The 13,544-nt window shown below is 69.7% G+C and carries 14 protein-coding genes; 9 read left to right on the plus strand and 5 right to left on the minus strand.

Going from position 1 to position 13,544, the window contains the following annotated elements:
* Positions 1-181: 181 nt before the first annotated feature.
* The 4 genes from ACFE6Z_RS09470 to ACFE6Z_RS09485 all read left to right on the plus strand — a co-directional run bounded on the left by ACFE6Z_RS09470 (position 182) and on the right by ACFE6Z_RS09485 (position 4,918).
* The gene (locus tag ACFE6Z_RS09470; protein WP_375385488.1) at positions 182-388 is read left to right on the plus strand and encodes a three-helix bundle dimerization domain-containing protein; all 207 of its coding nucleotides are present in this window, start codon (positions 182-184) and stop codon (positions 386-388) included.
* A 76-nt stretch (positions 389-464) separates the two neighbouring features.
* Complete coding sequence (locus ACFE6Z_RS09475; protein ID WP_375385489.1) at positions 465-2,375, plus strand: potassium transporter Kup; 1,911 nt, start codon at positions 465-467, stop codon at positions 2,373-2,375.
* A 94-nt stretch (positions 2,376-2,469) separates the two neighbouring features.
* On the plus strand, positions 2,470-4,002 hold the full coding sequence (locus ACFE6Z_RS09480) for a DUF222 domain-containing protein (protein WP_375385490.1): 1,533 nt from the start codon (positions 2,470-2,472) through the stop codon (positions 4,000-4,002).
* 34 nt (positions 4,003-4,036) lie between these two features.
* Positions 4,037-4,918 carry an LLM class flavin-dependent oxidoreductase gene (locus tag ACFE6Z_RS09485; protein WP_375385491.1) on the plus strand — a complete coding sequence of 294 codons (882 nt, stop codon included), beginning with the start codon at positions 4,037-4,039 and terminating at the stop codon, positions 4,916-4,918.
* A gap of 76 nt (positions 4,919-4,994) precedes the next feature.
* On the opposite strand, the gene ACFE6Z_RS09490 is transcribed toward ACFE6Z_RS09485, so the two are convergent.
* Entirely contained in the window at positions 4,995-5,702 is a 708-nt protein-coding gene (locus tag ACFE6Z_RS09490; protein WP_375385492.1) for a YoaK family protein, read from the minus strand.
* A 186-nt stretch (positions 5,703-5,888) separates the two neighbouring features.
* Here ACFE6Z_RS09490 and ACFE6Z_RS09495 point away from each other — a divergent pair, with 186 nt between their 5' ends.
* Both ACFE6Z_RS09495 and ACFE6Z_RS09500 read left to right on the plus strand, forming a co-directional pair.
* On the plus strand, positions 5,889-6,743 hold the full coding sequence (locus ACFE6Z_RS09495; RefSeq protein ID WP_375385493.1) for an SDR family oxidoreductase: 855 nt from the start codon (positions 5,889-5,891) through the stop codon (positions 6,741-6,743).
* Between the two features lie 8 nt (positions 6,744-6,751).
* Positions 6,752-7,663 (plus strand): arginase family protein, encoded by a 912-nt coding sequence (locus ACFE6Z_RS09500; RefSeq protein ID WP_375385494.1) that lies wholly within the window; start codon positions 6,752-6,754, stop codon positions 7,661-7,663.
* Here the strand turns inward: ACFE6Z_RS09500 and ACFE6Z_RS09505 are convergent.
* Positions 7,658-8,509, minus strand: coding sequence for a sulfurtransferase (locus ACFE6Z_RS09505; protein WP_375385495.1), 852 nt, complete (start codon positions 8,507-8,509; stop codon positions 7,658-7,660). The two genes, ACFE6Z_RS09500 and ACFE6Z_RS09505, sit on opposite strands and share 6 nt — an antisense overlap.
* A gap of 217 nt (positions 8,510-8,726) precedes the next feature.
* On the opposite strand from ACFE6Z_RS09505, the gene ACFE6Z_RS09510 reads away from it, so the two are divergent.
* Complete coding sequence (locus ACFE6Z_RS09510) at positions 8,727-9,299, plus strand: flavin reductase family protein (RefSeq protein ID WP_375385496.1); 573 nt, start codon at positions 8,727-8,729, stop codon at positions 9,297-9,299.
* A 61-nt stretch (positions 9,300-9,360) separates the two neighbouring features.
* Here the strand turns inward: ACFE6Z_RS09510 and ACFE6Z_RS09515 are convergent, their stop codons facing one another.
* Positions 9,361-10,641 carry an O-acetylhomoserine aminocarboxypropyltransferase/cysteine synthase family protein gene (locus tag ACFE6Z_RS09515; protein ID WP_375385497.1) on the minus strand — a complete coding sequence of 427 codons (1,281 nt, stop codon included), beginning with the start codon at positions 10,639-10,641 and terminating at the stop codon, positions 9,361-9,363.
* A gap of 140 nt (positions 10,642-10,781) precedes the next feature.
* On the opposite strand from ACFE6Z_RS09515, the gene ACFE6Z_RS09520 reads away from it, so the two are divergent.
* Both ACFE6Z_RS09520 and ACFE6Z_RS09525 read left to right on the plus strand, forming a co-directional pair.
* Positions 10,782-11,135: a carboxymuconolactone decarboxylase family protein gene (locus ACFE6Z_RS09520; RefSeq protein ID WP_375385498.1), complete on the plus strand. Its 354-nt coding sequence runs from the start codon at positions 10,782-10,784 to the stop codon at positions 11,133-11,135.
* Between the two features lie 10 nt (positions 11,136-11,145).
* The gene (locus ACFE6Z_RS09525) at positions 11,146-12,462 is read left to right on the plus strand and encodes a M20/M25/M40 family metallo-hydrolase (protein ID WP_375385499.1); all 1,317 of its coding nucleotides are present in this window, start codon (positions 11,146-11,148) and stop codon (positions 12,460-12,462) included.
* Between the two features lie 34 nt (positions 12,463-12,496).
* Here ACFE6Z_RS09525 and ACFE6Z_RS09530 read toward each other — a convergent pair whose 3' ends face one another.
* The gene (locus ACFE6Z_RS09530) at positions 12,497-13,039 is read right to left on the minus strand and encodes a DUF4395 domain-containing protein (protein ID WP_375385500.1); all 543 of its coding nucleotides are present in this window, start codon (positions 13,037-13,039) and stop codon (positions 12,497-12,499) included.
* A complete protein-coding gene (locus ACFE6Z_RS09535) occupies positions 13,026-13,466 on the minus strand; it encodes a TlpA family protein disulfide reductase (protein ID WP_375385501.1) in 441 nt (146 codons plus the stop codon). Before ACFE6Z_RS09535 ends, ACFE6Z_RS09530 begins: the two co-directional genes overlap by 14 nt.
* Positions 13,467-13,544 lie beyond the last annotated feature (78 nt).

The following is a 13,544-nucleotide window of genomic DNA, read 5'->3' on the forward strand; positions in this document are numbered from 1 at the left end:
CTCAGGCCGGGGATCCCAGCATGCGCGCGCGCCCGTTCGGCGTCACCGCCCTGGACTCGGCTCCGCGGGAGCCCTACCCTTTACGGGCGACCGACTAGGAGCCCGGCGCCCCGGTGCGCGCCGACTATGGTTTTCCCAGAGCGGACCCGACTGTCCGCGACGCTCGCCCCGGAGATGAAACATGACAACAACTGCGCCTGACGAGGCCGCGACCATCGACGAGATCGTCGAACGACTGAGCGCCCGGTTCCCCGAGGTTCCGCCCAGGGCGGTGCGGGATGTCGTCACGAAGGCGTACAACGAAGTCAGCGATGCGCACGTCCGCGACTTCATCGCCGTGCTCGTCGAGAAGCAGGCGAAGCAGACGCTGAGCACACTCAAGCGCTGACCCGGTCGCGGCGGGACACACCCTCCGCCTGCGGGCTGTGCGCGGGGCGCGGCATCCGCGGCGCCATACTGTGTGGGTGGCTGCTCCGGGAACGCGAAGGTTCGCCAAGACACTGCTGGTCGTCGGTGCGCTCGGAGTCGTGTTCGGCGACATCGGCACGAGTCCGATCTACACGATCCAGACCGTCTTCAACCCCGCTGACCCGCACCCGGTGCCGGTGTCTGCGGAGAACGTGTACGGGATCGCATCCCTCATCTTCTGGTCCGTCACCCTCATCGTGACGATCGCGTACGTCGCGCTGATCCTGCGCGCCGACAACGAGGGCGAAGGCGGCATCATGGCGCTGCTCACGCTCGTCGGGCAGAAGACCGTCGCCGGCAGTCGCCGGACCAAGACCATCCTGGTCGCACTCGGCATCTTCGGGGCATCCCTGTTCTTCGGCGACAGCATGATCACGCCGGCCATCTCGGTCCTCTCCGCGGTGGAGGGCCTCAGGGTCGCCGCTCCCCCGCTCGCCGACTTCGTCATCCCGATCACGATCGTGATCATCGTCATCCTGTTCTCTTTCCAGCGGTTCGGCACCGCCGCCGTGGCCAGGCTCTTCGGCCCTGTCATGGTCGCCTGGTTCGTCGCGATCGGGGCCCTCGGCATCCTCGGCATCACGCGTGAGCCCGAGATCCTCCTCGCTCTGTCGCCGACGTACGCGATCGCCTTCGCGGTCTCGAATCCGTCGGTCGCGTTCTTCGCGCTGGCTGCGGTGGTCCTGGCCATCACCGGTGCCGAGGCGCTGTTCGCCGACCTCGGCCACTTCGGCCGCGTGCCGATCGCCCGCGCCTGGCTGATCCTGGTGTTCCCGACGTGCGTGCTCAGCTATTTCGGGCAGGCCGCGCTGATCCTGAATGATCCCGAGGCCGTGCAGAGTCCGTTCTTCCTGCTCATCCCGGGACCCCTGCAGATCCCGATGGTGATCCTCGCCACCGCGGCGACGGTGATCGCTTCGCAGGCGGTGATCACCGGCGCGTTCTCGGTCGCCAGGCAGGCCGTGCAACTGGGCTACCTGCCGCGCCTGCGCATCGAGCACACCTCGGCGCGCACGATCGGTCAGATCTACGTGCCGCTCATCAACTGGATCCTGCTGATCGCCGTGATCGTGCTCGTGCTCTCGTTCCGCGAGTCGGCTGCCCTCGCCTACGCGTTCGGCACGGCGGTCACCGGCACGATCATCATCACCACGACGCTGTTCCTCTACTACGTGCGCGAATCGTGGCGCGCGCCGCTCTGGCTCGTGATCGCCGGCGGCGGGGCGCTGCTCACGGTGGAGGGCCTGTTCTTCGCCGCGAACCTCACCAAGATCACGCACGGCGCGTGGCTGCCGCTGGCGATCGCGGTGGTCACCTACATCATCCTGATGACGTGGTACCGGGGGCGGAAGCTCGTGACCGCCCGGCGTGAGAACCAAGAAGGCTCGCTCGCCGAGTTCCTCGATGCCCTTCACGACCGCACCCTTCCGGTCGTGCGCGTACCCGGCACCGCGGTGTACCTCAACCGCGGCACCCAGACCACGCCGCTGGCCATGCAGTCGACGGTTCGACACCTCGGCTCACTGCACGAGAAGGTCATCATCCTCTCGATCGAGACCGCGCAGACTCCCACCGTGCCGCCCGAGGAGCGGATCACCACTGATGCGCTGCACCACACCGACGACGGCATCATCCTCGTGCGCGCGAAGTTCGGCTACATGGAACGCCCTGATGTGCCCAAGACGCTCGGGATGCTCGACCCCGAGGGTCTCGAGATCCCGATCGAGCTCGACGATGCGTCGTACTTCCTCTCCACGATCGATCTGCACCGCGGCAAGGCGCCTGGGCTCGCCCGGTGGCGCAAGCCGCTGTTCATCGCCACGTCGCGCGGCGCGGCCGACGCCGCCCAGTACTTCGACCTCCCGCCGGACCGCACCATCCTGATGGGGTCGCGCGTCGAGATCTGATCGGCCGTTCCTCCCCAGGGCGATTCGCCGCGAATCGGTACACAGCGTGCCGTAGCTAGGTTTGAATGTCTGAGGCCCCCTGCATCATAGAGGTATGAACATCCTCACGGTGATGCGCGAGCGGATCGACGCGCTTGCGGCGTGGGATGAGCTGGACGTCGAGGCGGCATCGTTGCCCACGTGCGCGCTACGACTCAGCGACGAGTCGGTCGTGGGCGCACTGGGGATGGCTGCGGAGCTCGCGAATGACGCGGCCCGTCTGCAGGCCGTGCTCGCCGGCGTCGCCGCGCACCGCTCGCGACGCGACGACGGGCAGGTCGGGCTGGCGGGGGTCCACGGGCACGCGAGCCCGGCGTCGTTGATCCAGTCGATCACGGGCGGCACGAAGGCCGACGCGACGCGGCAGGTGCGCGTCGGGGTCTCGCTGCTGGAGGGCGTGGGCGAGGAGGTCGGCGCGTCGCGGCCGCCGGTCGATGGCACTGCGGCGGCGATCCCCGCGGCGCCGCCGTGGCACGAACCGTTGCGCGCGGCACTTCTCGCGGGCGTGCTCACGTCGGCGCAGCACGATGCGATCCGCGGCGGTCTCGGCGAGCCCGCCGTTGGCGATGTGGGCGATGCCGGCAGGGGCGAGACTGCCGGCGGCGAGACCTCAGTCGATCCCGCCGCAGTGCACGAAGCGTGGATGCTGGCGGCGAGAGGCCTCGTCACGGAGGCGTCCGGGATGCCGGTGGAAGAACTCGCGAAGCGGGCGCGGATCGTGCGCGACCTCCTCGACCCGACCGGCGCGGAGGCGCGGTTCGCGCGCCGGTACGAGAATCGGTCGTACCGACGGTGGACCGACGGTGACGGGCAGCGTCACGCGCACATCGTCTACGACGACGAGATGGGTCTGTGGGTGGATGCGATGCTCGACGCCGCGCTGCGCCCGCGCCGCGGCGGACCCCGGTTCGTGACGAGCGACGAGCGCGCTGCGGCCGAGAAGCTGCGCGACGACCCGCGGTCGAATGAGCAGCTCTCCTACGACCTGATCATGGACGTCCTTCGCGCGGGTTCCCTCGCGGCGGCGGCAGACGTGTTCGGTGCGCGGCAACCCGGCGTGCGTGTCCTCACGGTGCACGACCTCGCGGGCCCGCGCGACGCTTTCGGGCGACTTCTGGCCACCGGGCACGCCGAAGACGGAGGCGACGCCCTTGCCGGATCGGTCGTCGACCGCAACGTCTGCGTCGCGGGCACGGTGCACATCACCGCCGATCACCGCGGCAATCCACTCGATGCCGGGCGTGAGCATCGGAACTTCACTCCGCGGCAACGCCTCGCCCTCGTGGCGCGCGACGGCGGGTGTCGATGGCCCGGCTGCACCCGCCCCGCATCGTACTGCGAGGCGCACCACATCGATCCCTACGCCGCCGGCGGCAGAACAGACGTCGACAGAGGCCTCCTGCTCTGCCGGCACCACCACATGACGCTGCACAACCAGGGCTGGCGGATCAGTCGCGTCGGGCATGAGGAGTTCTTCCTGCACCCGCCCGGTCGAGGCGCCGCCGTCGCCATGCCGACGAAAGCCGCGTGGAAATGGGCGTGGGACCCGCCCCCGCCACTTCAGCGAGAGCACTGGCGCGCTGCGTGAGCATGGGTACCGCTCGGCCGCGTAGCGTGGCGGCATGAGACATGGAATCGTGATTCTGCCGCAGGAGGACTGGCCGGCCGCCGCCCGGCGGTGGCGCGGGGCCGAAGACTATGGATTCGACCACGCGTGGTCGTACGACCACCTGTCGTGGCGGAGTCTCGCCGATCAGAAGTGGCACGCGACGGTACCGACGATGACCGCCGCTGCCGTCGTCACCGAGCGGATCGGGCTCGGGTTCTTCGTGGCGAGCCCGAACTTCCGGCATCCCGTTCCCTTCGCCAAAGAGCTCGCGACGCTCGACGACATCTCAGGCGGGCGGCTCCTGGTCGGAGTGGGATCGGGCGGAACCGGGTTCGACGCCTTCGTGCTCGGGCAGCAGGAGTATTCGCCCCGCGAGCGCCACGCGCGGTTCGTGGAGTTCGTCGATGCTCTGGACGCGCTGCTCCGATTCGAGCAGCCGGGATCGGGGGGCATCTCGTTCTCGGGCGACTGGTACACCGCCCACCACGCCCGCATGGTCGGGGCGCCGACCCGACGGCCGCACATGCCGCTGCTCGTCGCGGGCAATGGGCCGAAGGCGATCCGGTACGCCGCCACCCGAGGACAGGGGTGGGTGACGACCGGCCCCGACGAGACCGACCGCGAAGCGTGGTGGGCGAAAGTGGGCGAGCTCGCCGGCCGTTTCGACGACGAGTACCGCGCATCGGGGAGGCAGGATGCTGTCGCCCGCGTTCTGTCGATCGACACCGAGTCGTTCTATTCGCTCCAGAGCGCGGCCGCCTACGACGACTCGGTGCAGCGCGCGGCATCGCTCGGGTTCACCGACGTGGTGGCGCATTGGCCGCGCGAGGACGGGCTGTACGCGGGCGACGAATCAGTACTCGACGAGGTCGCGGCCGCGTTCAGTCGCCGCTGATGTCACACACGGGAGCGGGGCGGTGTCTTCATGTCGACCGACCGGATCGTCGACCCCCGCTTCGCCCCGCAAAGCGCTAAGCGGAGTGTTCCAGTGGCGCTGCGTGCTTCACGTGCGCGGCGACGTGGCCAAGCAGCGCGGCGATGAGGGTGATGATCGCCGCGAGCGCGACCCCCCAGGCGATGTGCGCCATCAGCAGCAGGGCGCCCACGCCCGCGCCGGTCGCGATCAGGATGATCGCCGCTGCGCGGCGGAACCACGGCTGACCCTTCCCCCCCGCCAGTCGCGAATCGGCGGCGAAGCCCGTGATCGTGGAGGTCACCACCACGGTGGTGACATCTTTCACCGCGATGTGCCGGGCGGTGGCCGCCTGCAGACCCATGGCCGCGGCGAGGAAGACGGTGACCACGAGCTCCCACGGCTGCGGCGGCCTTCCGCCGAGGATGAACATCGTGATCGCGAGGCCCGTGAGCAGGATGCCGACGGCGGTGAAGAGCCACGTCGTCCGAGTGGTCCAGCCCGCATCGACAGGACGCAGGACCCGTCCCCCGATCGCGGCGCCCAGCATGAAGGCGAACAGGGCGAGCAGCGGGCCCACCCAGGGCAGGTCGTCCGCGCCGGCCAGCGCCATGCCGAGGATCACGACATTCCCGGTCATGTTGCCGGCGAACACCTTGTCGAGGCCCAGATAGCCGACCGCGTCGACGACACCGGTGGAGAAGGTCAGCGCCAGCATGAGGGCGAGGTGCAGGTTGTCGCGATTCGAGCGGAGTCGCTGCAGCATGGGAGTCCTGTCCTGTCGTGATGATTTGCCGACGCCGTCAGCACCGTGCTCGAGTCTAAGAACCCGCGGCGCCCGGGCCACAATCGCTCGCGGTGCAACGAAGCCGCAACGCCCGGACTGTCGTCGGTGCGGGCTAGACTCCGGCCGTCCCGTCGCATTCCGCCCACCGCTTCGAAGAGGGTTTCCATGAGCACTCCGCCACTCGCGATCACCGGGAGCACCGGCGTGCTCGGCTCGAAGGTCGCCGCACTGCTGTCGGCCGCCGGTGCGGCCCAGCGGCTGCTGGCCCGAAACCCCGAGCGGGCGCCGCACCTGGCCGGTGCGACCGCGGTCGCCTGCAGCTACGGCGACGCGGCGGCCGCAGCATCCGCTCTCGAGGGTATCGAGGTGCTGTTCATGGTCTCGGCCGCAGAAAGCGCCGACCGACTCGAGCAGCATTTCACCTTTGTGGATGCTGCGCGCGACGCCGGCGTGCAGCACATCGTCTACACCTCGTTCCAGCGCGCTGCGCCTGACTCGATCTTCACCCTCGCGCGCGACCACTACGCCACCGAGGAGCACATCAAGGCGTCGGGAATGCGCTGGACGATGCTGCGCGACAGCCTGTACCTCGACTTCCTTCCCGCTCTCGTCGGCGAGGATGGCGTGATCCGCGGCCCTGCGGGCACGGGTCGCGTGGCCGCGGTGGCGCGCGATGACATCGCGCGCGTCGCCGCGCGGGTGCTCCTCGATCCGGCCGCGCACGACGGCGCGACCTACACGCTCACGGGCTCGGAGGCATTGACGCTCGACGAGGTCGCGGGCGTGGTGGCCCGCGAGACGGGGCGACCGGTCACGTTCTACGACGAGACCATCGACGAGGCGTACGCGTCGCGAGCGAAGTGGAACGCACCGGACTGGCAGAACGACGCGTGGGTCAGCACCTATACGGCCATTGCGCGCGGCGAGTTCGCCGAGGTCACGACCGACATCTTCGACATCACCGGTGTGCCGCCGCTCACGCTCGCCGACTTCCTGCGGCGCACGCCCGCGACGGGGTAGCAGAGACCGTGATCGCGATCCTGTCGGCCCCCAGCAACCTCGGCCTGAGGCCGCCCGAGCCCGGCGGTGTGCCCGGCGCCGGCAAGGCACCGGAAGCCCTTCGCGACGCGGGCCTGTTCGATCGATGGAGCGCTCGGGATGCTCGGGACGCAGGTGTCGTGCTCGCCGGCCGCTACGTCGACGATGACCGGGCTCGCGCGCCCGGGATGGTGCGCAACGAGTCGGCGCTGGTCGAGCACGCGCGTCGCCTGGCCGAACGCCTCACCCGGATCCTCGATGCCGGTGACACGCCGCTGGTCCTCGGCGGAGACTGCAGCATCCTGGTGGGCATCGGAGTCGCTCTATCGGCCCGCGGCCGGGCGGGGCTGGTGCATGTCGACGGTCACACCGACTTCCGGCATCCCGGCAACAGCGACCAATGCGCGAGCGTGGCGGGCGAAGACCTGGCGGCCGCCGTCGGCCTGCACTGGCCGGCGATCTCCGACATCGATGGGCTGGGACCATACTTCGAGCCGCATCGCGCGGTGCACATCGGGCACCGCGACGACGATGAGGAGGCGGCCGAGGCGGCGCGCCTGTTGGGACTGGTCGTGCCGGCCCGAGAGGCGATCACGATCGGACCGGTGGAGGTCGCGGCCAGAGTGCGGGCCGTGGCGGGCGCGGGCTATTGGCTCCAGGTCGATCTCGACATCCTCGATCCGACCGTGCTGCCCGCCGTCGACAGTCCCGACCCCGGCGGCCTGGACGCCGACCAGCTCATCGCGCTGCTCGAGCGGCTCGCGCCAGCAGCGGTCGGAGCGTCGGTGACGATCCTCGATCCGGATCTGGACCCCGACGGACGCTACGCCCGCCTCGTCTCGGACATCGTGCTGGCCGGTCTCGCCCGGCTCGGGCAGGCTGTCGCCGGGTCAGACTCATGAGCCGCGGAGCGCGGCGGCGGGCCGGGAGCCGACCGCGACCGGACGACTCGACAGCAGCGCCCACTGACTCCAGGACCCTGTGAAGATCCGGCTCTCGATGCCGGCGGACGCAAGGGCGAGGGCGGAGTGGGCCGACGCGATTCCGGTGCCGCAGTAGAGCACGATGTCGGCGTCGGCGTCGATTCCGGCCGCTGCGACGGTCGCTCGGATCTCGTCCGGCGACTTGAGGACACCGGTGGGCGAGATGTGCGTGATGGTCGGCAGGTTGATCGCGCCGGGAATGTGCCCCGCGACCGGATCGCGCCCTGGCGCACGCCCCCGGTAGTGTTCGGGCGAACGCACGTCGATGAGGTACCCCTGCCGCGGGGCGCGGGCGGCGTCGTCGATGGACGCTATGCCGGGATCGAGCTCGGAGATCGTCGCGTTTCCCAGGGGCGGTGCCACATCACCGTGTTCGATCGGGAGGCCTTCGGCCACCCAGGCTCGCAGGCCACCGTCCAGCACCCGGACCTCGATTCCCTGCCTGCGCAGCAGCCACCACGCTCGCGCAGCCGGCACACCATCGTTGTCGTCGTAGGCCACGACGAGATCACCCTGGTCGATCCCCCAGCGCCTGACCGATCGCTCGAGCTGCGCGAAGGTGGGGGGCGGATAGCTGCCGAGTTCGGGGTGCCCGCGCCGCGCGAGCTCGCTCTCCAGATCGACGTAGACGGCCCCGGGCAGGTGCGCCGCGACGTACGCGAGGCGGCCCTCGGGAGCATCCAGCCGCCACCTCACGTCGAGCAGGCGCACGGCGCCCGCGCGCACGCGCTCCGCCAGATCGCCGGCGCTGATGAGGGGGGCCATACCTCGACTGTCGTTGATCTGCACAGCTCTGTCGCGTGTGGATGAAACATGGTGCAACCCGGCGAGACGCGCCGCAACATTTGCGAGGATCGATGGAGAAAGCGGATCGCTCCCGCCGATGAGGACGGCAGTCGTGTGTGAACTCACATGACGGACGTGGTCGCCGAGCCCCGCGCAGGGCAGCAAGCTGGAGAATGTATCGACTGACGGAGGAATCATGACGCACGGCACGACCTCGGACGCCCCCGCGGAGCATCCCGCGCCCGTATCCAGCCGTTCATTCGGGATCGTCTCGGCCGATGACTTCAAGAGCGCCTTCCGCGAGCACCCCGGCGGTGTGGCGCTCATCACCGCCGACGCGGGCGACGGGCCGGTGGCCCTGACCGCGACATCGGTGGCGTCGGTGAGCGTCGACCCGCCCCTCCTGGTGTTCTCGGTCTCGGCGCTCTCCTCGAGCGCACCCACCCTCTCGGCCGCCGAGACCGTCGTCGTCCACCTGCTGGAAGCCGACCACCTGCCGCTCGCCAGACTCGGCGCGACGAGTGGCATCGACCGCTTCGCGGACGAGGATGCCTGGACCCGGCTGGTCACCGGAGAGCCGGTGTTCCACGGCGTCCCGCGGTGGATCAGGGCGCGGGTCCTCAACCGTTTCGACGCGGGCGGATCGACGGTGTTCGTCGCGCATGCGATCCAGGTCAACGTGCCTGAGACGCACTCCGGCCGCGGACTCGTCTACGTGAATCGCCAGTGGCACCACCTCGGCGACCACTCCAGGATCGAACACTCCTGACGCAGACGCGCTCGGCGACGTGAGCCGGCGCGAGCCTACGGGCGATCCACCGCCCTGGCGTTCAGGCGTGCGCGAGGCGCAGCGCCTGATCGAGGTCGGCGATGATGTCGTCGACGGTCTCGAGCCCCACGGAGAGGCGGATCAGCCCCGGCGTGATCCCGAGAGCGAGGCGATCGGCCTCGGAGAGCCTGCCGTGGATCGTGCTGCCGGTGTGGATCGCGAGACTGCGCACATCGCCGATGTGGGTCATCTGGCTCACGAGCCGGAGCGAATCCAGCAGGGTGCGCGCAGCATCCCGTCCCCCGCGCGGCTCGAACGCGAGCACCGAACCGGAGCCCTTGGGCAGCAGACGCTGCGCGCGTTCATGCCATGGACTGCTCGGCAGGCCGGGGTAGTCGACGCTCACGACGTCGGGATGGGCCTCGAGCCATTCGGCGACGCGCTGCGCGTTGGCGACATGCCGCTCGAGGCGCAGCGAGAGCGTCTCGATGCCGGCCAGCAGCAGGAACGAACTCGTCGGCGGGACGGTCGGGCCGTAATCGTTGACCACAGTCAGGGCGAAGGGCAGGAACGCGCGCGTGCCGTACACCTCGACGAAGCTGCGCACGCCCGGGCGAGGTACGGCATGCAGCTGCGGGAACTTCTCAGGATGCGCCGCCCAGTCGAACCGCCCGGCGTCCACGACCGCTCCGCCGATGACCGAGCCGTGACCGGCGAGCCACTTCGAGGTCGAATGGATGACGATGTCGGCGCCCCACTCGATCGGCCGATTCAGATACGGCGTGGCGACGGTGTTGTCGACGACCAGGGGTACGCCGGCGGCGTGCGCGATCCGCGCCAGACGCTCGAGATCCGGGACGTCGTTCTTCGGGTTCGGAATCGTCTCGGTGTACACCGCTTTCGTGCGGGGCGTGAAGCTGCGCGCCCATTCGTCGTCATCGGCCTCGGCATCCACGAACGTGAACTGCAGTCCCTGACGCGCGAGGTTGTTGCGGAACAGCTGCTTCGTGCCCTCGTACAGGCTTGCGGTGGCGAGGATGTGGTCACCGGCGCTCGCCAGCGAGTACAGCGTCGAGAAGATGGCGGCCTGACCGCTGCCCGTGAGCAGGGCACCGGACCCGCCCTCGAGGTCGGCGATCCGGCGCTCCACGACGGCGTTCGTCGGGTTGCTGTGCCGCGAGTAGACCAGGCGGTCTCCGCCGCCCGCGAATCGCGCCTCGGCGTCGTCGAAGCTGTCGAAGACGTATCCCGCACTCTGGTAGATGGGGGTGATGCGCGTCCCCGCCTGCGCATCCACCACCGCACCCGCATGAATCTGTCGTGTCTCGAATCCCTGTGCCACGCGGCACCCCCTTCGTTCGCGCACGAGCATCCCACGACTGATGCCCGTGGTGAGGTTCGATGACGTCTCGCGTCATGAAGCACCCGCGCACCGCGCGAGTCCGGTTAGCGTGAGGAACACCCCATCCAGGAAAGAGCACGATGTCCGAATACTTCGACCGCGCGGCCGACAAGACCTACACGAAGGTCTACAAGAACGAGACCCCCGACATCCTCGCGGCGTTCGCCGCGTTCGATTCGGCGGTGTTCGCGCCCGAGGGACGCGCGATTCCGCTCAAGTACCGCGAACTGATCGCGCTCGCCGTCGGGATCACCACCCAGTGCGTGTACTGCATCGACGGGCACTCGCAGAACGCCGTCAAGGCCGGCGCGACCGAGGCGGAACTCGCGGAGGCCGCATGGGTCGCCACGGCGATCCGCGCCGGCGGGGGCTACGCGCACGGGCGACTCGCCTTCAAGCTCGCGGAAGACGCGCAGCCCGTGCACCAGCACTGACGCGCGCACGATGACGGCATCCTCCGCTCTCGAGGATGAGGCGCTCGAGTTCATCCGCGCACTCATCCGCATCGACAGCGTCAACACCGGAGACCCCGCGACGATCGGCGACGGTGAGACGCGCGCCGCTCGCTACGTCCAGGCACAGCTCGAGGAGGTCGGCTACGACGTGACGTTCGTCGAGCCGCGACCGGGCCGGGCGAGCATCGTCACCCGGCTCGCAGGCTCGGACCCGACCGCCGGCGCCCTCGTCGTGCACGCGCATCTGGACGTGGTTCCCGTGCAGGAGAAGGACTGGACGCACCCGCCGTTCGGCGCCGAGATCCACGATGGCGTGCTCTACGGCCGCGGCGCCGTCGACATGAAGAACTACGCCGGGGTGATCCTGGCCATCGCGCGCGCGTTCCGGCGCGACGGCGTGGTGCCCCGGCGCGACCTCGTCTTCGCGTTCTTCGCCGACGAGGAGACCGGCGGCGTCTGGGGCGCACGATGGCTCGTCGACAAGCAGCCCGAGCTGTTCGCCGGCGCGACCGAGGCGATCGGCGAGGTCGGCGGGTTCTCGATCCCGATCGATGACGATCGCCGCGCCTACCTGGTCGCGACGGCCGAGAAGGGCGTCACCTGGGCGACGATCACCGCACACGGGCATGCAGCGCATGGATCGCGCCCCACCCCCGACAACGCGGTGGTGCGGGTGGCCCGCGCGGTCGCCGCGCTGGGCGATCATCGGTTCCCCGTTGTCCGCACCGCGGCGCTGACCCGCTTCCTGGAAACCTTCGGAGCGGAGCGCGGGCTCGCCTTCACGGACGAGAGCCTCGACGACGATCTCGACAGCCTGGGTTTCGTGTCGTCGCTGATCGGCGCGAGCACCCGCAACACGATCTCACCGACGGTGCTGTCCGCCGGCGGCAAGACCAACGTGATCCCGGCCGAGGCATTCGCCCGGCTCGACATCCGCGTTCTGCCCGGAGAGGATGACGCGCTCCGCGCCGAACTGATCGAGATCGTCGGCGAAGACATCGAGATCGAATGGGGCCGCGAGATCAGAGCGATCGAATCCCCGCCGGACGCCCCGCTGCTAGATGTGCTGCAGGCCGCCATCTCACGCGAAGACCCGGATGGGATCGTCGTGCCCTACCTGCTGCCGGCGAGCACCGACAACAAGCATCTGGCCCGGATCGGCATCCGCGGGTACGGTTTCGTCCCGCTGCGGGTGCCCGCCGAGTTCGATGTGTTCGGCGAGTTCCACGCCGCCGACGAACGTATCCCGGTGCAGGCACTCGCGTTCTGCACTCGGGTGACCGAAACGATCCTCCGCGAAGCCTGATCCGCCGCACCGACCATTCGTCGTTCCGAGACGGTCAGGCCGGGCGGGCGCTCCGGCCGATGAGGCCCGCGCGCGCGAGCAGCAGGTACAGCTGGCAGCCCAGGCAGAGCCCGATCGAGGCGTTCAGGAACGCGGCGATGAATGCCGCGGCACCTGCGATCGGCAGCGCCAGCGGCACACCCAGCAGGTGCAGGACGAGTCCGAGGGTGACCACGAAGAGGCCGACGCCCTGTGCGAACCTCGGGGGACGCGGGTCTTCGAGCTCGGTGGGCGGCTTCAGGCGCGGGCGCACGAGAGTGCGGAACAGCCAGCCGTAGGGCTGCGTCGCGGGCGACAGCACCGCCCAGAGGAACAGCAGCGCGATGATCACGAACAGGATGAAGCCCGCGTCGCTCGCGCGCTGGGCGAGCGACGCGCTGGGCAGTGCCCAGCTGCCGCCGACGAGCGCGGTGGAGATGCCGATGGCAGAGAGGTAGGTGGCGATCAGCACCAGTACCGAGGTGATGCCGGCGGCGAACCGCGGACCTCGAGGGTCGATGCCCTTCCGGGTGGTGACGGGCGAGCTAGACGTGGACATCATGGCCTCCTGCGACGCGGGTGAGCTCGGCCTCGACGGCGGCGCGCGTGACGGTGCCGCCGAACCGCGTCCGGATGACGCCGTGCCGATCGAGGACGAGAGTGGTCGGTGTCTGCAGCACGTGGAAGCGGGTGGCCAGATCGGCGCGGTGGGTCAGATCCACATCGACGTGCACGACCCCGTCGTGGCTGTCGGCGATCGCCGCGAGAGTGCGACGGACACCCGGACAGCGTGCGCAGAACTCGGTGCTGAACTGCACCAGCGTCGCGCGATCGCCCCACGCGTCGGCGCCCACGACGGCGGGATCGACCGCGTCGGCGACGCGCACGTGGCGTGAGCGCCCATCGCGACGGCGCACGACGATCGCGAAGAGCACCGCCGCCAGCACCAGGGCGGCGAGCGCGAGCAGCGCGACGATCGGGCTCATGTCGGCACACGCTATCACCGGCCGGCACCGCGGGATCCGCCCGCGATGATCTGCGGACATGGGGCGTCACATGACGCC

It is taken from the genome of uncultured Microbacterium sp. (genome assembly GCF_964244775.1).
GTDB lineage: Bacteria > Actinomycetota > Actinomycetes > Actinomycetales > Microbacteriaceae > Microbacterium.

Excerpts from the sequence above, each read along its gene's own strand:
- ACFE6Z_RS09520 (WP_375385498.1), top strand. The coding sequence starts at position 10,782 with ATGTCCGAATACTTCGACCGCGCGGCCGACAAGACCTACACGAAGGTC.
- ACFE6Z_RS09485 (WP_375385491.1), top strand. The coding sequence starts at position 4,037 with ATGAGACATGGAATCGTGATTCTGCCGCAGGAGGACTGGCCGGCCGCC.
- ACFE6Z_RS09490 (WP_375385492.1), bottom strand. The coding sequence starts at position 5,702 with ATGCTGCAGCGACTCCGCTCGAATCGCGACAACCTGCACCTCGCCCTC.
- ACFE6Z_RS09535 (WP_375385501.1), bottom strand. The coding sequence starts at position 13,466 with ATGAGCCCGATCGTCGCGCTGCTCGCGCTCGCCGCCCTGGTGCTGGCG.
- ACFE6Z_RS09525 (WP_375385499.1), top strand. The coding sequence starts at position 11,146 with ATGACGGCATCCTCCGCTCTCGAGGATGAGGCGCTCGAGTTCATCCGC.
- ACFE6Z_RS09480 (WP_375385490.1), top strand. The coding sequence starts at position 2,470 with ATGAACATCCTCACGGTGATGCGCGAGCGGATCGACGCGCTTGCGGCG.
- ACFE6Z_RS09510 (WP_375385496.1), top strand. The coding sequence starts at position 8,727 with ATGACGCACGGCACGACCTCGGACGCCCCCGCGGAGCATCCCGCGCCC.
- ACFE6Z_RS09495 (WP_375385493.1), top strand. The coding sequence starts at position 5,889 with ATGAGCACTCCGCCACTCGCGATCACCGGGAGCACCGGCGTGCTCGGC.
- ACFE6Z_RS09505 (WP_375385495.1), bottom strand. The coding sequence starts at position 8,509 with ATGGCCCCCCTCATCAGCGCCGGCGATCTGGCGGAGCGCGTGCGCGCG.
- ACFE6Z_RS09470 (WP_375385488.1), top strand. The coding sequence starts at position 182 with ATGACAACAACTGCGCCTGACGAGGCCGCGACCATCGACGAGATCGTC.
- ACFE6Z_RS09530 (WP_375385500.1), bottom strand. The coding sequence starts at position 13,039 with ATGTCCACGTCTAGCTCGCCCGTCACCACCCGGAAGGGCATCGACCCT.